Annotated in this window: 14 protein-coding genes and 1 tRNA gene; 3 read left to right on the top strand and 12 right to left on the bottom strand. The window is 73.0% G+C overall.

Going from position 1 to position 16,619, the window contains the following annotated elements:
* Positions 1-83: 83 nt before the first annotated feature.
* The 3 genes from F7P10_RS10605 to F7P10_RS10595 all read left to right on the top strand — a co-directional run bounded on the left by F7P10_RS10605 (position 84) and on the right by F7P10_RS10595 (position 2,197).
* Positions 84-848, top strand: a complete 765-nt coding sequence (locus F7P10_RS10605; RefSeq protein ID WP_151009189.1) for a hypothetical protein — start codon at positions 84-86, stop codon at positions 846-848.
* A gap of 34 nt (positions 849-882) precedes the next feature.
* The gene (locus tag F7P10_RS10600; RefSeq protein WP_151009188.1) at positions 883-1,683 is read left to right on the top strand and encodes a hypothetical protein; all 801 of its coding nucleotides are present in this window, start codon (positions 883-885) and stop codon (positions 1,681-1,683) included.
* Between the two features lie 64 nt (positions 1,684-1,747).
* Complete coding sequence (locus F7P10_RS10595; protein WP_151009187.1) at positions 1,748-2,197, top strand: HIT family protein; 450 nt, start codon at positions 1,748-1,750, stop codon at positions 2,195-2,197.
* A gap of 39 nt (positions 2,198-2,236) precedes the next feature.
* On the opposite strand, the gene F7P10_RS10590 is transcribed toward F7P10_RS10595, so the two are convergent.
* The 12 genes from F7P10_RS10590 to F7P10_RS10540 all read right to left on the bottom strand — a co-directional run bounded on the left by F7P10_RS10590 (position 2,237) and on the right by F7P10_RS10540 (position 16,575).
* Positions 2,237-3,004 (bottom strand): class I SAM-dependent methyltransferase, encoded by a 768-nt coding sequence (locus tag F7P10_RS10590; protein ID WP_176611403.1) that lies wholly within the window; start codon positions 3,002-3,004, stop codon positions 2,237-2,239.
* A gap of 48 nt (positions 3,005-3,052) precedes the next feature.
* Positions 3,053-4,120, bottom strand: a complete 1,068-nt coding sequence (locus F7P10_RS10585; RefSeq protein WP_151009185.1) for a hypothetical protein — start codon at positions 4,118-4,120, stop codon at positions 3,053-3,055.
* A gap of 96 nt (positions 4,121-4,216) precedes the next feature.
* On the bottom strand, positions 4,217-5,065 hold the full coding sequence (locus F7P10_RS42225) for an SAM-dependent methyltransferase (protein ID WP_176611401.1): 849 nt from the start codon (positions 5,063-5,065) through the stop codon (positions 4,217-4,219).
* Positions 5,050-5,568: an ATP-binding protein gene (locus tag F7P10_RS42220; RefSeq protein ID WP_176611400.1), complete on the bottom strand. Its 519-nt coding sequence runs from the start codon at positions 5,566-5,568 to the stop codon at positions 5,050-5,052. The genes F7P10_RS42225 and F7P10_RS42220 overlap by 16 nt, the downstream gene beginning before the upstream one ends.
* Before the next feature lie 583 nt (positions 5,569-6,151).
* Entirely contained in the window at positions 6,152-8,959 is a 2,808-nt protein-coding gene (locus F7P10_RS10575) for a DUF5682 family protein (protein WP_151009183.1), read from the bottom strand.
* The gene (locus F7P10_RS10570) at positions 8,956-10,065 is read right to left on the bottom strand and encodes an AAA family ATPase (RefSeq protein ID WP_151009182.1); all 1,110 of its coding nucleotides are present in this window, start codon (positions 10,063-10,065) and stop codon (positions 8,956-8,958) included. The genes F7P10_RS10575 and F7P10_RS10570 overlap by 4 nt, the downstream gene beginning before the upstream one ends.
* Positions 10,066-10,123: 58 nt before the next feature.
* Entirely contained in the window at positions 10,124-11,755 is a 1,632-nt protein-coding gene (locus tag F7P10_RS44185) for a VWA domain-containing protein (protein ID WP_151009181.1), read from the bottom strand.
* A complete protein-coding gene (locus F7P10_RS10560) occupies positions 11,752-13,122 on the bottom strand; it encodes a hypothetical protein (protein ID WP_151009180.1) in 1,371 nt (456 codons plus the stop codon). Before F7P10_RS10560 ends, F7P10_RS44185 begins: the two co-directional genes overlap by 4 nt.
* Positions 13,122-13,592 (bottom strand): hypothetical protein, encoded by a 471-nt coding sequence (locus F7P10_RS10555; protein WP_254716538.1) that lies wholly within the window; start codon positions 13,590-13,592, stop codon positions 13,122-13,124. The genes F7P10_RS10560 and F7P10_RS10555 overlap by 1 nt, the downstream gene beginning before the upstream one ends.
* A gap of 121 nt (positions 13,593-13,713) precedes the next feature.
* Positions 13,714-14,154, bottom strand: coding sequence for a hypothetical protein (locus F7P10_RS10550; protein ID WP_151009178.1), 441 nt, complete (start codon positions 14,152-14,154; stop codon positions 13,714-13,716).
* 153 nt (positions 14,155-14,307) lie between these two features.
* Complete coding sequence (locus F7P10_RS10545; protein WP_151009177.1) at positions 14,308-16,500, bottom strand: hypothetical protein; 2,193 nt, start codon at positions 16,498-16,500, stop codon at positions 14,308-14,310.
* A 2-nt stretch (positions 16,501-16,502) separates the two neighbouring features.
* A tRNA-Leu gene (locus tag F7P10_RS10540) sits at positions 16,503-16,575 on the bottom strand.
* Between the last annotated feature and the right edge of the window lie 44 nt (positions 16,576-16,619).

Raw genomic sequence — 16,619 nt, 5'->3', positions numbered from 1 at the left:
CACCCGGACGGCCGCACCATCGCACCCGGCGACCCGCTCCGCGCCGGATCTCCCTGACCCCCTCCACCCCCTTGGAGATCGCTGTGAGATCACCCTTCCGGCTGCGCCGCGTGGCCGCTGCCGCCGCCGTCGCGCTCGGCGCCGTCCTGACCGGCACCGCCCTCACCGCGCCCGCCGCGGCCCAGGAGATCCCCGAGTTCAGCCACGAGGACTGCCCCGAACTGCCCGCGGGCGCCGTGCCCGGCTACTGGTTGTGCAACGCCGTCGTCGTCAGCGGCGGCGAGTTCTCGTTCGGCAGCTTCGAGCAGCAGCTCGACTCCCCGATGAGGCTCGTCTACGCGAACGGGTTCGACGCCGAGACGTTCGAGGAGACCGCCATCCTCGCGAGCTTCGAGTCCGAGTGGATGCAGGTCCAGGAGGGGATCTTCGGCGACCCGTTCGTCACCGCCGTCTACGCCAAGGCCGAGGCGGTCGACCTCGACCTCGTCGACGGGAACGTGCAGCTGGACCTGCGGGTCAGGCTCCGCAACCCGCTGCTCGGCTCCAAGTGCACGATCGGGACCGCGAGCAACCCGATCGAGCTGAACCTGACCGTCGGGACGACGAACCCGCCGCCGCCGAACGAGCCCATCACCGGCAGCCCGCCCGTGGACGTTTCCACCGACCCGTGGGTCGTCAAGACGACGCTCGTCGACAACGCGTTCGCCGTCCCCGGCGCGGACGACTGCGGCATCGCCGACTCCGGGAACTGGCTGGTGAACCTGATCGCGGGGCTGCCGTCGGACGCGGGCAACAACACGGCGGTCTTCGAGCAGTACGTGGCCGCGAAGTCCTACACCGACCTGTGACCCCCGACCCCGCCCGACCCACGATGGAGAGCAGATGAGACGAACGACAGCGCGCCGGGCCGCCGCGGCGGTCCTGGGAACGGCGGTCGGCATGGCCGGCCTCGTCGCGCAGGCGGCGCCCGCCGCGGCCGACGAGGAGATCCCGGAGTTCAGCTTCGAGACGTGCCCGGAGCTGCCCGAGGGAGCCGACGCCAACCTGTGGCTGTGCACCGTCGCGAAGATCACGGGCGGGAAGCTGACGCTCGGCGGGATCGACCAGGAGATCCACAGCCCGATCACGATCGTCTACGCGAACGGGTTCGACCCCATCACCTTCGAGGAGACGGTGATCGTCGAGTCGCTGGAGAGCGAGCCGATCCGCGTCGAGGGCGGCATCCTCGGCATCCCGGGCTCGGACTTCCTGCCGATCATGCAGATCCACGCGCAGCCCCAGCTCGCCGGTGACCTCGAGCTCAGCCCCGAACCCGGCGTCCAGATGCGGCAGCGCATGAAGATCAGCGTGCAGAACCCGCTGCTCGGCGACACCTGCACGATCGGGACGGACGAGGACCCGATCACCCTCGACCTCGGTTTCGGGCCCACGGACCCGCCGCCGCCGAACGAGCCGATCACCGGCGCCACGCCGGTGGACGTCTCCACCGACCCGTGGGTGGTCAGGTCGACCATGGTCGACAACGCCTTCGCGGTGCCGAAGTCGGCGAACTGCGGCCCGTTCGGCTGGTTCAACGGCATCGTCGACTGGCAGTCGGGCCTGCCGTCCCCGGCGGGTAGCAACACGGCGATCTTCACGACCTACTCGGCGTCCAAGGGCTACACCGCGCTCGGCACCACCTGAGCGGACGATCGGACGGCCGGACGGCCGGTGCCGGATCCGGCACCGGCCGTTTAGGTTCGAATACGTGAACTGCCTGATCTGCGACCACAACGCCCAGCGCTTCACGCTGCCCCCGCGCGAGCACGTCGCGTCCGACGACCACTGGCGCGTCGCGCACGCGTTCGGCACCGGCACCCCCGGCTGGCTCGTCCTCGCACCGCTCCGGCACGTGACGGCGATCGCCGAACTCACCCGCGCGGAAGCCGAACTGCTCGGCTCCTGGCAGGTTCGGCTGTCGCGCGCCCTGCCCGCCGTCACCGGCTGCGCGAAGACGTACATCGCCCAGTTCGCGGAGGCCGAAGGGTTCGCGCACGTCCACTTCCACGTGATCCCCCGGATGCCCGACCAGCCCGAGGAGCGTCGCGGGCCGCGCGTGTTCGACGGCCTCGGCCGTCCGGAGGAGGACGACCTCAGCCCGACGCACCGGGACGAACTCGCCGTCCGGCTCCGCCGCGAGCTGACCCGCTCGCGGTGAAGGCCTCCGCGCCCGGCCGGCCGGACCCGGCCGGGAGGGTCAGCGGCGTTCGGCGACCAGCAGCATGAACAGCGCCGTGGGGAAGCCCTTGCGCCACCACGGGTCGTCGCGGAGCTGCTCCGGCGTCGGGTGCGGCTCGCGCAGGTCGCTGATCACGAAACCGGCGTCTCGGAGCGTTCCAGAGTAGTACTCCAGCGGCCGCAGCCACGACGTGATCATGGAGGGGGACTCGAGGCCGTCCACGTTGAAGTACTGGTCGACGCCGCGCTGGCGGAAGTAGCGGGACGCCGGGACGCCGTTCATCGCGCCCTGCTCGGAGTTCTCCACGTAGAAGCAGGGGTGCAGGGTCAGCACGACCAGCCGGCCGCCGCCGCGCAGCACGCGGGCGAACTCCCCGATCGCGGGCGTCGGGTCCTGCAGGTGGCTGAACAGGTGGTTGGCGACGACGAGGTCGAACTCGCCGTCGGCGGCGGGCACGTCGTCGACGCTCGCGCGGACGAACGACAGCGAGCCCCGCGCGCCGCGCGAGGGGACCGCGCACGCCGCGTCGATCAGCCCCTGCGAGACGTCCACCCCGAGGACGTCCGCGCCCTGCGCGGCGAGCGTCCGGGCCAGGTACCCCTCGCCGCAGCCGGCGTCCAGGACGCGCAGTCCCGTGCCGTCGCCGATCGCGTCGAGGACGGCGGCGTCGGTCAGCTCCACCCGGTACCGGTCGCGGCGATCCCGGATCACCTGGACCCAGTACTCCGCGTTGTCCTCCCATCTCCGCCGCGTCAGGTTCGCGATAGCTTCCGCCGTGTCCTCCACCGACTCCCCATTCTTTCCCGTCGAACCACGCCCGTGCCGGGCGTCGATTCACGCGGTGCCTTTCAGTTGCCGCACCAGCGTGTTGCACGTCTCCCGGACTTTCCCGTCCCGGCAGTCGGCCATCCGCAGCTCCAGCGCCCGGATCAGTTCCGGGAGCTTCCCGCCGAACGCGGGGTCGCGCCGCAGGGCCAGCGGAATATAGGTCGACGCCAGGTAGTACACGCAGGCGTCGTTGTACTCGGTGATCTCCCGCAGCACCTCGTTCGCGGTGTTGCGCAGGGAGAGCGAACTGGGGAGCGTGAAGTCCGAGCTGATCCGCCCGTCCCGCATGTACGTGGGGAACGACCATTCCTCCAGCGCCGCGTAGACGGGCGTGGCGTTCAGTTCCCGGCGGTAGCGCTCGGCGAGGTCGAGGTCGCCGGACTTGATCAGCTGGCCCATGACGACGCCGCGCATCATGAACGCGTTCTGCCGTCCGGGCACCTCGAAGCCGAGGTCGGTCTCCATCTCGGCGCCGACCTTGCTGACCTGGTGCGTCAGGATGTTGAGCGCGAGGATCGAGTGGAACGAGTACGACTTGCGGTTCAGCCGCGGCGCCAGGTCGATCGACGACGCGAACAGCCGCTCCGGATTGCGCAGCAGTCCCGCGCCGGGCTCGGCCGAATAGAGCGCCTCCAGGGCGCTGTCCTGCTCGCGTCCCCAGAAACGGGCGATGAACGACGACGTCTTCTGCGTGGCCTGCCCGCGGACGATGTGCAGCCCGGCCTCGAGGGCGTTCAGCAGGTGCTGCTGCGGGAGCCCCGACCCCTCCAGGACGCGGACGTCGACCTCGAGGCCCTCGTGGTGCAGATCGGCCACCAGCGCGTGGCGGCGCTTGCGGACGGCGTGCGCCATCGAGTACTCGGCGATCCCGGGAATCGACGACATCAGCGCCTGCAGCGAACGTCCGGTGACCCGGTCGAGCCATTCCGCGTTGTCCCACAGCCGGAAGACGGTGCTCTCGTCCAGCCCGGAGAAGGCCGCCACGTCGGACATGTTGAGGCCCATGTCCTTGGTGATCTCGGAGAGTGGCTTCGGCTCGCCGTCCGCGGTCATCGCCCGTCCCGGAAAAGGCATGTGTCGACGGTTCGATCGTAGCGAAACCGGACGATCCGGAACGGCGGAATCGCGGGCGGGGAGGCAGGCGGTCGCGGGCATGGCGGGCGGATCCGGTCAGTCCGGCCTGCGGCCGATGCAGCCGACGATCGGCGTCGGTCCGGACCGGCGGCCGGACACCCCGAGCGGCAGCGGCATCGGGTACCCGTCGGCCGGCGTGAGGGCGGCGCAGATGCGGTCGATCTCCGCACGGTCGCGCGGGGTGAACGGCAGCCCCCGCTCGTGGCCGGCCGCGCCCAGTTCGTCCAGTTCGGGCGTCCGCACGATGTGCGTGAGGGCGACATGGCTGCCCGGCGGCAGGCCGTCCACGAGCGCCGCCACGACGCCCGGCGGGTCGTCGGCGTCGGTGAGGAACTCCAGCACCCCGCACAGCAGGACCCCGACCGGCCGGCCGAAGTCGATCAGCCGGCGCAGCCCCGGACGCTCGAGCAGCGCGGCCGGGTCGCGCAGGTCGCCGTCGACCGCGGCGGTGCCGGGCTCGGCGGCGAGCAGCGCGCGGGCGTGCGCGAGCACCATCGGGTCGTTGTCGACGTAGGCGACGCGGCAGGCCGGGTCGACGCGCCGGACGGCGTCGGCGGTGTTGACGGGTGCGGGCAGCCCGCAGCCGATGTCCGCGAACTGCCGCACCCCCTCCGTCCCGGCGAGGAACCGCGCGGCGTGTTCCAGGAAGCCCCTGTTCGCCTGGACGAGCCGCAGGATGATCGGCGCCCGCCGGAGCGCCCGCTCGGCCGACTCCCGGTCGAGCGCGTAGTTGTCCTTCCCGCCGAGGTAGTAGTCGCAGATCCGCGCGACGTTCGGCCGTCCGCCGCCGCGGCGTCCGGCGATCTCGTCCCCGCGTCCGTGCCCGGACGGTCCGGGCCGGTGCCCTGCGCTCAGCGTGGACACCGGCGTCACGGCAGCCGCCACCCCTCCTCGACCCCCATGCCGAACCAGAAGACCGCCGTCCCCTGCGGGCCGCGGTGGACGCCGAAGTCCGCGGCGAGCGCCTTCATCAGCGCGAGGGCGCGGGCCTCCAGCGGGCCCGGTTCGTCCGGCCCGCCCGGACGTCCCGGCGGCGGGCCCCCGTCGGTGATCTCCACCCGGACGAACCGGTCGATGTGCAGGACGGCGAGCATCACGGTGCCGTCCGGCCGGGGCCGGCCCTGCAGCACCGCGTTCGTCATGGCCTCGCTCGTCAGCAGCTCCAGGTCGCCGAGCCGGTTCCGGTCGGCGCCGAAGTGCTGCCCGACGAGCTCGCGGACGTAGGAGCGGGCGAGCCGCACGGCGGGCGGCGTGGCGGCGAGGTCGATCTCCCCGATCAGCCGACCGGACGACCCGTTGGTGCGGCCGACCGGAGCGGAGAGTTCCAAGGCGGGCGCGGAAACCGGGACGAGCACGGGCGTTCCGGACCACGTGTCGGTGGCGTTCATGGCAGCGACGGCTTCACGTCTCCGTGTCGGGCTGTAAGCGAACATCATGTTCCATGACCTGGTGGGAGTCGGACATGGGCGTGGAACATTGCGGGCGACCTGGTGTTCCGCTCGCACGACATTCACTCTGACCTAGCGCACGGGCCCCGGTCACGGTCGCTTGCGCGCGTGCAAGCACCTTGCGCCCGCCTGCACCGCGTCACGCACCGTCCAAGATCCAGCGCGTGGCGGTTCGGTCACGGTCGGGTGATCCGCGCGCCCCTCGCCGGCCCCGGCGCGCCCTCAGCCCAGGACGCGGTGGACGCCGAAGCCCCGCACCCCGGAGCCGTCGGCGCGGTGGCCGATCTCGGACGGGGGCAGGACGGCGAAGCCGCCGCCGATCACCGCCGGCCGCCCCGACAGACCGTCGGAGACCCGGCGGCCGGCGCCGTCCAGGAGAAGGAGTTCGGAATGGGATGCCCGGAACGGGTTTTCCGGTTCCCTGTCACATCCGGCCGGATTCGGCCCGGCCGGCGGTGCCGTGGCGGCGGGAGGACGACCCGGGGCCACGGCACCGCTCTCGTGCGGCGGGACCTCGCGGCCGCTACCGGGCGAGCAGCGCCGCGACCGCCTCCGATGCCTCGGGATGCCGGTCCACCAGCCCGGCCGCTTCGCCGCCGGGCGCGGCCGGGGCCGGGTGCCACTCCGCCGGGTGGCCCAGCAGGGACGCGACGGCGTCGCACGCCGCCGGGTGCCCCGCCAGCAGGTCCGTCACCGGGCCGGACGCGGCGGACGGGACGGTGCCGGGCGCCGGGGGCCCGCCCGGCGGGTCCGACCACGCGGGCGTCCAGGCGTCCAGCGCCGGGAGGGACCCCGGGAACGTGCGGGACGCCTCGCGGACGAGCACCGGCACCATCTCCCGCGCGTGATCCTTCAGCGCCCGGACCAGCTTCGGCAGCCAGGGCAGCAGCACCGCGTCCGGAAGGCGCCCGAACGCCTTCGACAGGACCTCGACGACCAGCGGCGCGAGCGCCGGGGCCGGGTCGAGGGCCTGCACGAAACCGCTCAGGTAGTGCGGGAACGACGGGACCGTCAGCGGCGACGCCAGCAGCTCGTCGCAGCGGGCCCGCACGTCGGCCACCGGCATCAACCCGAGCTGCGACTTCGCCGCCCACAGCAGCGCGATCTTCGCGGGCGCCTCCGGATGCGACTGCCGCACCGCCAGCTCGAGCTGGGCCCGCTCGCAGCCGAGGGACAGCGCCAGGCTCTCCATCCCGAGCAGGAACCCGAGCATCGCCGCGACCTGCCGGACGCCCGTGCCGTCGTCCACGAACGCGGTCGGCAGCAGCGTGCAGTAGTGCGTGTACCCGGCGGTGACGAACTCGCGGCACCACCGCGGCAGCTCCGGTTCGGTCGCGCGGTAGTGCGCGAGTAGCCGCCGGATCCGGCGCAGCACCTCGGGGGCGTCGTCCACGGTCCGCTCGGCGGCGAGGAGCTCGACGGCCCGCGCGCCGAGCTCGTCCGCGAACCGCCGCGCGCCGAGGTGGACCACGGCGTCCTCGACGGCGCGCAGCGCCCCGGCGGCGGTCGCCTTCGGGCCGTACACGGCGCGCCGCAGCCGCCGCTCGAGGACCTGCTCGACGGTGACGCCCTCGTAGCCCAGCTCCACCAGCGACCGCTGGTTGCGGCCGATCGCGACGTCCCAGCTCTCCTGGATCGACCGCTCGCCCAGCTCCCGCGCGCCCATGATCGGACGGACGGCGTCGTCGGGCAGCAGCCGCCGCAGCACCCAGAGCAGGTCGGAGCACGGCCGCAGCCCCGGGTCGGCGTCGAGGTTCAGCAGCGCCCGCTGCACCGTGCGTTTCTGCAGGTCGAGGCCCAGCGGCTCCAGCCGGTCGAGGACGTCGCGGGCCAGCGGCGGCAGCGACTCGTACCCGACCTGGCCGATCCGGTCACCGCCGAGCAGGATCTCGCAGAGCCGCGCCACGTCCCGGCGGCCCGGCACCCGGTCCTTCTCGATGCAGGTGACGGCGGCGTCCTGGAAGTCGTACGGGGTCGGGCGGGTCCGGCCCCGCATCCCGGCCAGCAGCACGGACGTCTCGAACACCGCGATCGCGTCGGCGGTCGACGCCAGGTACCCGTTGCGGCGCGCCAGCCCGACGATGTCGACGCACCACCCGAGCAGCTCGGACTCGTCCAGCGGGTCGAGGGCGGGCGGCCTGGACAGGAAACCCGACAGCCGGTCGGCGGCCCCGTCCGTGGGGACGGCCGGGGGCGCGGGAGCCTTCTTCCGCCCGGTGGACGACGTTCCCCGCTGCCCCTTCAACCGGAACGGCGTCACCCCGCCGCGCCGGACGGCCTTCGCGAACGTCGCCGCCGCGATCGACACCGACCCCTGCGCGAGCCCGAACTGCGCCTCGATCGCCGAATGGCTCGACGGGATCAGCCCGTATCGCCACTTCGTCCCCGTGCGCGGCGGGATCTCGAACGGTTCGGCCGCCTCCGGGTGCAGCCCGAACTGGTCGACGCGGCTGACGGCGTGCGCCGCCCCGCACACGTACAGGCAGTCGGCCGGGTCGGCGCCCGTCGCCGCGATGTGCTCGCGCATCCGCGTCCACATGTGCCGCTCGCGCCGCTCGTTGCACTCCCGGTTGCGCGGACGCGGGTCCAGCCGCCGGAACAGGCTGCCGATCAGCGTCATGACCTGCCGGTACGTGGCGTAGTCGGCGCCCGCGAGGGGCTGCTCGACGTACTGGTCCCACCATTCCGACCAGTGCCGCACCTTCCCGTGGTGCAGCAGGTGCTCCTCCAGCTCGGCGAAGCCGGGCCGCAGCCCGCCGAGCTCGACACCGACCGCGTCGCCGTGCAGCGCGTCCTCGTCGTCGGCGTCGTTCCGCTCGGCGGGGCCGTCCTCGGCGGGGCCGTCGTGCTCGGGCGGGTCCCACTGGTAGACGTGGTCGGTGGACCGGTCGACGAGGACCAGCTCGACCCCGGCGGTCTCCTGCGCGTACGCGATCGCCTGGTACTCGGCGGACGCCTCGGTGATCGGCGCCACGACGCTCAGCGGCGCCCACGTCTTCGGGAACCCGTCGAGCTCGGTCGCGAACGACTGCAGCGCCACCGGCAGCCGGCAGTTCTTCAGCTCCGCGAGCAGGGGCGCGAAGTCCTCGCACAGCTCCAGGTAGACGACCTTCGGCCGCTTCTCCCGCAGCCGCCGCGCCATCGCCAGCGCCGACGACGGCGAATGGTGGCAGACCGGGAAGATCTCCAGCTCCTCCCGCAGCGCCCGGTCCACGTCGTCGACCATCGCGGCGAGCAGCTTCGCGACCCCGTCCTCGCCGGAGTCGCCGCCGAACGTGCGTGCCGCGTCCAGCAGCTGCTCGCGCAGCGGGTCGAACACGGCCGTGCTCAAGACAGCGTCGCGATCGTTTCGCGGCCGCCCTCGAGGAAGCCCCGCCAGGCCCCGTCGTCCTTGCCGCGCGGTTCGACGACCCCGTGCCAGAACTTGTTGAGGATCGCCAGGTCCTCGGGGGCGCGGCGGGCCAGCGACCCGACGAGCGAGCTGCCGAGCGTCTCCGCCTTCAGCGTCCGGTCGCCGAAGAACTGGCTGTGCAGGATCGCGTCCTCCAGCACCCCGATCTGCTCGGCCGTCGACAGCGCCGACTCCAGCTTCTCGTCGTCGCTGGTCGCCGACTCCGCCGCCGACCGCAGGTCCGCGAAGCTCTGCAGCAGCACGTCCAGCAGCGTCGGCGGCACCTCCAGGTCGATCTCGTGGCGGCGCAGCAGCTCCGCCGTCCGGAACCGGACGATCTCCGCCTCGCTCTTCTTGTTCGTCACCACCGGGATGCGGACGAAGTTGAACCGCCGCTTCAGCGCGGACGACAGGTCGTTCACGCCCCGGTCCCGGCTGTTGGCCGTCGCGATGATCGAGAAGCCGGGCTGCGCGAACACGATGTTGTCGTCGTCCAGCTCCGGGATCGACACGTACTTCTCCGACAGGATCGAGATCAGCGCGTCCTGCACGTCGCTCGTCGAGCGCGTCAGCTCCTCGAACCGGCCGATCACCCCCGACTCCATCGCCGTCATGATCGGCGACGGGATCATCGCCTCCCGCGACTGGCCCTTCGCGATCACCATGGACACGTTCCACGAGTACTTGATGTGGTCCTCGGTGGTGCCGGCCGTGCCCTGCACCACCAGCGTCGAGTTCCGGCAGACCGCCGCCGACAGCAGCTCCGCGAGCCAGCTCTTGCCGGTGCCCGGGTCGCCGATCAGCAGCAGCCCCCGGTCCGACGCCAGCGTCACGATACTCCGCTCCACGAAGCTGCGGTCGCCGAACCACTTCTGCGGGATCTCCCGGTCGATCCCGTCCGCCCGCTCCGAGCCGAGCACGAACAGCCGCACCATCCGCGGGGACAGCCGCCACGCGAACGGCTTCGGCCCGTCGTCGATCGACTCCAGGTAGTCGAGCTCCTCCGCGTACTTGACCTCGGCGGGGGCGCGCAGCATCTCGGACATCGCTCTCCTTGTGTGTGCCTGGGACGTCCTTGTGCCCTGGACGTCCGTGTGCTTGGGGCTAGGCCAGGAAGTTCTTCAGTTCGGCCACGAGCTTGGTGATCCGGCCGGAGATCACCGGGGTGCCGAGCCCCTTGAACCGCTCCCGGAACCACGGGTTCACCACCGCGCTCCCGGAGCTGTTCACCGACCCGACCGGGATGAACTTCGCCCCCGACCGGTGCACCGCCTCGAACTGGGCGAAGATCGCCTCGCCCGCCCACTCGTAGAAGTCGGAGATCCACACCACGACCGTGTTGCGCGGGTCGGTGATCTTCGGACGCGCCAGCTCCAGCGCCGCGCGCCCGTCCGTCCCGCCGCCCAGCCGCGTGCGCAGCAGCACCTCGAACGGGTCGTGCACCCACGGCGTCAGGTCCAGCGCCCGCGTGTCGTAGGCCACCAGGTGGACGTCCACCTTCGGCAGTCCCGCGAAGATCGACGCCAGGATCGTGCAGTTCACCATCGCGTCGACCATCGACCCCGACTGGTCCACCACCACGATCATCTTCGCGGGCGTCGTCCGCTTGGCCGTGCGCTTGTAGAACAGCTTGTCGACGTAGAGCCGCTCGTCCTCGGGGCTCCAGTTCGGCAGGTTCTTCCAGATCGTCCGATCGATGTCGAGGTTCCGGAACACCCGCTTCGGCGGCACCGACCGGTCGATGACACCCGTGCTCGTCTGCTGCACCTGCGTCCGCAGCACCTCGGCGACCTCGTCGACGAACCGCCGGATCAGCGCCTTCGCGTTCGCCAGCGCGACCCCCGACAGGTTCGCCTTGTCGCGCAGCAGCTGCTCGATCAGCGACATGCTCGGCGACAGCCGCCCCGCCAGCCGCGAGTCGGCCAGCACCTCGCGCAGCGCCATCCGCCGGACGAGGTCGCCCTCCAGCTCCGACAGCGTCCCGGCGATCTCCCGGCCGCCCTCGTCCCCGAGCGCGCACTTCAGCCACGCGGCGTCCTGCTGCCAGTCGGCGAGCCCCGTCGCCGACACCGGCCCGGACCCGGACGAAAACACGTTCAGCAGCAGCTTCGACATGAGCGCCGCCCGCCGGACCTGCTCCTCGCCGACCTCCGCCCCGAACGCCGCGCCCGCCGCCCCGTCACCCGCACCGGCGCCCACCCGTCCGTCCGCGAGAGCCGCGGCCGTGCGCGTCGGTGTGCCGCCGGACGTCTCGCCGTCGGTCTCGCCGTCCGTGCGTCCGCTCGCCTGTGTCGGCGCGCTGGTGGACGTGTCGGTGCCGGGTTCGTCGGTCGTGCGTTCTTCCCCCTCGGCCGTTGGCGTGCGCGTCGGTGTGCTGCCGGAGGTGTCGCTGTCGGTCTCGCTGTCCGTGCGTCCGCTCGCCTGTGTCGGCGCGGTGGTGGACGTGTCGGTGCCGGCCGCCGCCGTGCTGGTGTGCGTGGCGACGGCGGACGGGGCCTCGGGGGAGGGGGGTTCGGTGAGGTCGGCGAGGGCCCGGAACTCGGGGGCGAGGTCCGGGAATCGCTGGACGAGGTTGTCGACCGATATGCCCGGGTCGAGCAGTGCGGGCGGGAGGCCGAGGTCGTTCACGATCGCGACGCTCGACGACTCCAGCGCGGGCTGCTCCTCGGGCTCGAACAGGCGGGCCATCAGGCGCCAGTACAGAACCTGCCGCCGCTTCTCCTCGATCTCGCTCATTTCCGCAGCAACCGTCCCGCCCGCTCGCGGAGCACCCCGACGGCGTCGCCGGTCCGGGACGTCGCCTTGAGCACCTTCGGGTCGGTCGGGCCGAGCGCCCAGTCGCCCGTGCAGGCTTCGACGGGCTTCTTCCGCACCGTCGCCCGCACGGCGAGCGGCTGCACCCGCCACGTCCCGGCGTCCCACCGGACGAGCGCGACGCAGGACGTCGAGGCCCGCACGAGTTCGGGGGTGACCGGGCCGCACGCGGGGAGTCGCTCGAGGTCGATGTCGAAGGCGTGTCCGTCCAGTTCGAGGGCGGTCCCGTTCACCGTGTACCCCTCCAGGAACACCGGTTCGGCGATGCGCACCGGGTGCCGGTCCAGCGGCGGTGCCTCCGCCGCGACCGCCTCCGCGAGCTGCACCCGTGCCACCGCGAACGGGTCGGCCTCCTTGCCCGCGCGCGCTTTGCCGTCGTCCCAGATGAGGTCGCCGCCCGGCCGTAGCGCCATGTCCTTGACGGTCAGCCCGCGACGTTCCGCGAGGGCCTTCAGCAGCGTCGGGTGGGCGTCCAGGAGCCGCCACATCGGGGGGCCGGTGATGGTGTCGACCTTCGGCGCCGCGACGGCCGTCCGCACCAGCCGCGTCCCGCCGCCGTCGACCTCCAGCACCCCGTGGGCCTGCACCTGGACGGACGTGGCGTGTTCGTGCACGTCCACGCCCAGCACCAGCAACCGTCCCGACACCGGTTTGGCGGTCGTGGGCGGCGCGGCCGTCCGGGTCAGCAGCATGCCGCGCGCCCACAGGTCGGCCCAGCGGCGTTCGGGGACGCTCTCCATCGTCGCGACCGGCGACGACGCCCGCAGTTCGGCCGCGAGCCCGTCCAGCAGGACGGCCGCGCCGCGCAGCCGAGGCTCCTTGAGCAGGCCCTCGACGAACCGGTCGGACGCCGACACCAGATCGTGGTCGACGCCGCGCCAGCCCGCGATCGCCAGTTCGGCCAGCCAGGACCGGCACCCGGCGAGCAGGTTCGCGGCGACGTCGTCACCGCCGGCGGCCGGGCATTCCGCGCGGGTGCGGCCGAGCGCCCCGTCCAGCCGCGAGAGCAGCGCGTCGTGCACCGAGCCGAGCAGCGCCGTCCGCGCCCCGGCCAGCGTCAGCAGGTGCGCCTCCGCGACGGCCCCGGCGGCGATCTTCTCCGCCGCCTCGGCCGCCGGACCGCCCAGCGGGGACCCGGCGAGCGCTCCGGCCAGCGCGGCCAGCGCCGCCGTCCCCTCCGCACCGAGCCGGCCGAACCCGCCGGTCAGCGCCGTGTCGAAGCCGTCGACCAGGTCGAGCGCCGCGCCGACCCCGGCGGGCGCCCCGCCGGTCAGTTCCGCCACCCGCATCAGTGCGCCCCTCCCGCGAACCAGTGCATCTCCGGCAGCGGCTCCGGCGACGCGTCCGCCTCCAGGTACGCGAGGTGCCGCAGGAACCGGCTGAACACGACCGCCGCGGGCGCCGGGTCCTTGTGCCCGTTCAGCGCGCCGACCAGGTCGCCGTCCTCGCCGGCGTCGACCTTCAGGTATCGCTCGACCCGCTCCCGCCCGTACTGCAGGACGGCCTCGGCGACGAGCGACTGCAGATGTTTGCAGGGATACGAACCGCGCAGCCCGCCGCACGGCCGGTTGTTGTTGGTGCTGCAGTTCAGCCCGTGCGTCCCCGCGGTGATCGACGAGACGTACACGCGCGCGACGTCCGATCCGCTGGACACCACGCCCTGCAGCCGTCCGTCCGCGAGCTCGACGAACGGCACCTTCGCCAGTTTCCGCGGCCGGACGGGCGGCACCACCCGCACCGAACTCGACCGTTCCCACACGCCCAAACCACGACCTCCCGCCGGTGGAACACGAACCGTTCAGCCGTGATCCACACTTCCAGCGGGGTCCGACAAAGCGGGGCTTCCGGACGGCCTCCCGTGCGTCGGGCGGCCGGCGCGGTCAGATCTCGTAGTCGAGCGCGACGTCCTCCCACGGGACGTCGGCCACCGCCGCCGTCACGAACTGGGCGGGCGGACCGGAGATGTCGTCCAGGAACCAGATCACGGTCAGCCGCGACCGGTAGAAAACCTCGTCGAGAGTCTCGTCGATGCGCAGCGAGTGGAAGTGCCCTTCGCAGTACATCCTGGGGAGCAGTTCCCTCGGGCCGAACGGCCCCGGGCGCCTTTCCGGAACCGGTGTTCGCGGCGGCCGGATGAGATGGAGTCGCGGTCCCGAACGGTCGTGCCGCCGCGCGTAGTCCTGGACCGCCGCAGCCACGATGCCGTTGTTCATCTCCACGGTCGGGTGGCCTTCCAGCAGCCCCTCGTAGGTGGTGAAGATCTTCAACCTGGTCAGCCTGATGCGACGGCCGGAATTCAGGTCTATGTCGGCGAGCGTCACGCCCGCCATTCTCGCAAGCGGGCCGATCGGCGGTCGAACCCGAAGTCGGCGGCCCCGGCGAGCACGATGGCGCCGGCGTTCGGTCGGCTGCGGGCCGCCGCGGCGCGCATTCCCGGGTGGATGCCCGGAGGTACCGCCCAGGGCGGGGCCGGATCAGGCGTCGCGCATCCAGTGGCCGCCGGCCGACCAGCCGAGCAGGCGCCGGACGCCGGGCGGGGCCGGACCGTCGTCGAGGCTCCCGCCGACCAGGACGTGCCGCAGGCCCGCGAGCACCGGGTCGAGGCGGCGGACGACGCCCGGGGGCTGGCGGTCGAGTTCGTCCTGCATCCAGGCGACCACCGCGATCTGCTCCTTCGGCCCGCACAGCGCCAGGAAGAAGACCGCCTGCCGCCACGCGTACGCCGCGTCCTTGATCGTCCCGAGCGGGCGCGGGTTGCCGTGGACCTTGCGGACGAGCCGGCAGGCGGTGCCGAACGCGCGGCGCGCGAGACCGTCCCAGCCGTCCAGCGGGTCCGCCCCGGCCGGATGCACGAGGAGCGCCAGGTTGTGCGTCGTCAGGATCTGCGCCTGCTCGATGATCATCCCGTTCGCGGCCGTCCACGGGCGGCCGGTCACGCCGGAGCGGGCCTTGCACAGGTCGCCGAACCGCTGCGCGTCCAGGGCGCGGTAGTCGATGCCGTAGTAGCGCGCGTAGAGGGTGCCGTCGAGGAGTTCCCCGGCGAGCTTCGCGGCCCGCGCGAACTTGCCGGAGAAGCGTCCCATGAAGATGTCCGCGGCGATCTCCTCCACGAACGGGACGTCCAGGCCCGAGCGTTCGGCGAGGGTGCGGAGCTCCGCTACCAGCGGGTTCGGCAGGATCGTCCCCGGGAAGCCCTGCAGTGCCAGCTCGGCGACCTGCCCCAGGACGCCGCGCACCCGCGGTGTCGTGGCGCCCGCGTCCCGGTGGCGTTCGGCCGCCCGCACCCACGGCAGCTCGTGCAGCCGGACCTGGCTCTCCAGGTTCGTCAGCAGCAGCGACCGCCGGTTCCGGAACGCCCGGTACGTCGCGGCCATCACCCGCTGCAGCGCCGGGTCCGCGTACGCCTCCGACGTCGCCGCCGCGGTCAGTTGCGGCACCAGCGTCGCCAGCACCTCCGCCGACGGGACGATCCCGCGCTCGACCAGCGTCGCCACCGGGGCCTCGAGCGCGGTCCCGACCGTGTCCCGCAGCCATCCGGGCACCGGCGTGCCCGCCGCGACGCCCGTGCGGCGCGCCTCGTCCTCGGTCACCGGACGGACGAACGGTTCGACCGTCGTGATGCCCGCGTCGTGCGGTTCGTCCGCCAGCCGCGCGAGGACGACCTGGGCGATCGCGTGGTAGGAGGGGCGCGTCGCGTCCGCCGCCTGCCGCTCGCGCAGCGCCGCGTGCTCTGCCGATCCGGGCGTCCCGCGCCGGGCGACCATCGAGTCGATCGCGTGCCGCAGCAGCCGCGACGGCTCGCGGCCCGCGAGGACGTCCGCCAGCGACGTCCGCAGGATCGCCGCGTTCTCCTTGGGCCTGCGATGCTTCGTGCAGCGGGTGTGCTCGGCCGCGAGCCGCTCGTACCGGACGAGCAGGGCGGTGCCGCGCTCGCGCCAGCCGGCCGGTTCCACGGCGGGCACCCGTCCGTCCCGGACCGTTTCCAGCCAGTGCTCCAGCAGCTCGTCGGCGAACGGGTTCCACACCGCGAGCGCCTCGTTCATCGTCTCGACGGCCGCGTTGGGGCGGCGTTCCCCGAGCCGCGCCCGGATCTCCCCGACCGGCTCGCGGTGGACGAGCGAGGCGTCCGCGGGCTGCGCGCCGGGCCGGGGGAGGAACCGCAGCCGGTCGGCGAACGGGCCGATCTCCTCCAGCACTTCCAGCGCGCCCGCCCGGTCGCCCGCCCGCAGCAGCCACGCGACGACGAGCAGCGCCGACTCCTCCGGCAGGACGATCTCGTAGCGGCCGTCGTCGAGGCGTTCTCCCAGCTCGCGGAGGCCGTCCTCGGTGAGCGCCCGCCGGAACAGCGCGGCGCGCCGGGCGGGGATCCGCGCCCGCCGCGCCGCGTCCGCCTCGAAGTCGAGCAGGTCGCCGCCGGCCGCGGCCGCGCCCGTCGCGAACCCGCCGCGCACGACCTCGAGCGTCACCCACGCGGGGAGCCCGGCGACGGGCGTCCGCGACCCCACGTCCAGGGAGCCGTCGCCCATCGCGTCGTAGACGCGCCGCCAGCGCGCCAGCCGCTCCTCCGCGCGGCGGCGCGTTGCGGCGTCCTCGTGCGACATCGCCGTCGTGAACGCCCTGGCCATCTGCCCGGCGGCGTAGCCCGGGTTCGCCTGCACCTCGTTCATAGCCGGCGTGGCGGGTTCCGCCCCCGCGCCCTCCGGGTCCTGAGCCCGGTGCTCTCCTGACTGAGCTACACGCCGATAACGGCAAACGGTACGTACGCCGATATTTCGGCGGCAACCGA

The organism is Actinomadura sp. WMMB 499, assembly GCF_008824145.1.
GTDB lineage: Bacteria > Actinomycetota > Actinomycetes > Streptosporangiales > Streptosporangiaceae > Spirillospora.
This window is presented reverse-complemented; position numbering and strand designations above follow the sequence as displayed.